Origin of the sequence: Burkholderia sp. Ac-20379, assembly GCF_017104645.1 — a bacterium.
Classification (GTDB): domain Bacteria; phylum Pseudomonadota; class Gammaproteobacteria; order Burkholderiales; family Burkholderiaceae; genus Burkholderia.
The window spans coordinates 1-2,722 of record NZ_JAAGPF010000566.1; the positions used below are offsets into that span (position 1 = coordinate 1).

Below are 2,722 nucleotides of genomic sequence, written 5' to 3' on the forward strand. Positions count from 1 at the left end.
CGCGGGAGGCGGGCGGAACCGCACGATGCGCGGTGCGGCGCGCCGCGCCACCACGCCGAGGCCGCGCCACAGCACGGCCACCAGCACCGCCAGCGTGATGGCGCTGGCCAGCGAGGCGCTGAACGGGCACAGCTCGCCGTGGGCGTCGCCGCGTGCGTGGTGTCGATCGGCGCCTTGCGAGAGCGCGCGGGACAGATCGTCGGCCGCTTGCGCGGCGGCGGACGTCAAATCGAACGGGCCATGGCCGCTGCAGATCGCGAGCCCGGCCGCGCCGCTGTCCGTGCTCGTGTCGAGCATCAGGCCGGCGGGCAGGATCAGGCGGAACGCGAGCACGCAGAGAATCAGCGCCGACAGGACCGGGTGATTCGCGCGCTGCGCCAGCAGATGGCGGAGTCGATTCATGGCGGGGCGTATTGTAGCCGGGTTCCCCGCGCGCGCTGGCCCGCGACGGGATGTCGCACTCGTGGTCGCGCCAATTGCCAAGGACTTCCAAACAATCGCCGTGGCCGCGATACCGGAGATCGCATGGCGGCGGCTTCACGCGCCCCGTTGCCGGGGGTTACAATCGCGCGCCATGAACGCACTTCGCCACTTTCTGCTGCGAAGCGGCGTCGCGACACGCTTGCTGTGGGGCCTGATCCTGGCCGTGCTGCTGTCTCGCGCGCTGCTCTCGGGCGCCGTGATGCTCGCTCCGGACGGACCGGATGCGGGCGCGGTGGTGCTGTGTTCGGGGCACGGGCCGCTCGTGCTCGGCGCGTCCGCGCTGACGGCCGATTTCGGCGCGCAGGCGCCGATCACGCCGGCCAACGATGCGTTCGCGCTGGCCAGCCTGTTGCCGCACCACGATCGCGACGGCTCGGGCAGCCAGCAGAACGGCGCGAGCGGCGGCGACATTTGCCCGTTCAGCGGCGCGTTGCTGACGGCGCTTGCCGCCAGCCTGCTGCTGGTGCTGCTGTTCCCCGCCGCCGTCGCGCCGCCAAGCTGGCCGCGTCCGGTTGTGCGCACGGCCGTGCGCCTGACGATCGGCCATCGTCCTCCCTCCCGCGCGCCGCCTTCGTTCGCCTGAACATCCTGTCACCGCCACGCCGCGCCGGCTGAAGCCGATGCGCGCGTGCGTCTTCCCGCTTCCACGAAGCGGGCTCCCGAATGCTGTCGAGGCCTGCAAGGCGCGGGCCGCCGGCCGTCGCACACCGTTCCGCCGCAATGGCGGCGGCGTCGCGACGCCACGACGACGAGGAACCTGCGTATGTCGACCTCCACCGGACGCCCCGCGTCCCCCCGTTCTCCGCAAGCCGGCTATCGCACGCTGTGGCGCTGGCATTTCTATGCCGGCCTGTTCGTGATGCCGTTCCTGGTGATCCTCGCGATCACCGGCACGCTCTACTGCTTCCAGCCGCAGATCGAGCCGCTGCTGTATCCGCATCGGCTGATCGTCACGCCGCAAGCCACGCCGAAGCTCGATGCCGGCCAACTGATGCAGCGCGCCGCTGCCGCGATGCCGGCAGGCTCGACGCCGGTTTCGGTGGAAGTGCGCAGCGCGCCGGATCGCAGCGCCGAATTCGTGTTCCGCCTGCCGACGGGCAGCCGCGAGAGCGTCTACGTCAATCCGTACGATGGCGCGGTGCTCGGCACGCTGAGCGTGGACGACCGCTTCATGCAGGTCGACCGGATGCTGCATCGCAAGCTGCTGCTCGGCAAGCCGGGCGAACTGCTGATGGAGCTGGCCGCGTGCTGGACGCTCGTCATGATCGGCACCGGCGTGGCGCTGTGGTGGCCGCGCGAGCCGGGCCGGCTGCGCCGCGCGTTCGCGCCCGACCTGCGCCTGCGCGGGCGGCCGTTGTGGAAGAGCGTGCACGGCGTGCTTGGCATCTGGCTCGCGCTCGGCGCGGTGGCGTTCGTGCTGAGCGGCCTGCCGTGGACGGGCTCGTGGGGCAAGCAGTTCAAGGCGCTCGCCACCAGCGCGAACCTCGGTTCGCCGCCGGGCGCGTGGGGCGACAGCGGGCTGCGTTCGCTGCGGCCCGGCGCTTCGGCCGCCGCGGCTGCGTCGCCCGAACACGCGATGCATCAGGCGCACGGCGACGATTCGATGCCCGGCATGGTGATGGACGACCTGCCGCTGCCGCAAACGCCGTGGGCCGTGGGCAACGTGCCGGTGCCCGATTCCGCGCCGTCGCACGCCGCGCAGCCGCTGACGCTCGACGCGGCGATCGCGAAGGTCGCCGCGCTCGGCGTGACGAGCGGCTACACGCTGGCGCTGCCGGCCACGCCCGACGGCGTGTTCACGGCCTCGTACTTCCCGGCCGATCCGAAGGCCGAGCGCACCATCTCGATCGACCAATATAGCGGCCGGACGCTGCGCGACATCCGCTACGCCGATTACGGCGCGGTGGCGCAGGGCGTGTCGTACGGCACCGCGCTGCACATGGGCCGCTATTTCGGGCTGGCCAATCAGCTGGTGTGCGCCGCGATCTCGCTGGGCCTCGCCGCGATGGCCGTGACCGGCTTCGTGATGTGGTGGAAGCGGCGTCCGGCGCTGACGCTCGGCGCGCCGTTGCGCGAACGCGAACGCCCGCCGATGCGCGGCTGGATCGCGGGGCTGGTGCTGCTCGGCGTCGTGTTTCCGCTGATGGGGGCGACGCTCGTCGCCGTCTGGCTGGCCGACCGGCTGGTGTTCGGGCGCGCGATGCGCACGGCCCACTGAACCGCCGCCGCCCGCGCGTGC

Annotated in this window: 3 protein-coding genes; 2 read left to right on the forward strand and 1 reads right to left on the reverse strand. The window is 72.2% G+C overall.

The annotated features are described in order from the left end of the window. A partial coding sequence (locus G3N92_RS32775; RefSeq protein WP_206131672.1) for a DUF2946 family protein occupies window positions 1–402 on the reverse strand: 402 nt, incomplete at its 3' end. A gap of 172 nt (window positions 403–574) precedes the next feature. Here G3N92_RS32775 and G3N92_RS32780 point away from each other — a divergent pair. Next, the gene (locus tag G3N92_RS32780) at window positions 575–1,066 is read left to right on the forward strand and encodes a DUF2946 family protein (RefSeq protein ID WP_206131673.1); all 492 of its coding nucleotides are present in this window, start codon (window positions 575–577) and stop codon (window positions 1,064–1,066) included. Window positions 1,067–1,246: 180 nt separating this feature from the next. After that, a complete protein-coding gene (locus G3N92_RS32785; RefSeq protein ID WP_206131674.1) occupies window positions 1,247–2,701 on the forward strand; it encodes a PepSY domain-containing protein in 1,455 nt (484 codons plus the stop codon). Window positions 2,702–2,722: the final 21 nt, after the last annotated feature.

Excerpts from the sequence above, each read along its gene's own strand:
- G3N92_RS32780 (WP_206131673.1), top strand. The coding sequence starts at position 575 with ATGAACGCACTTCGCCACTTTCTGCTGCGAAGCGGCGTCGCGACACGC.
- G3N92_RS32785 (WP_206131674.1), top strand. The coding sequence starts at position 1,247 with ATGTCGACCTCCACCGGACGCCCCGCGTCCCCCCGTTCTCCGCAAGCC.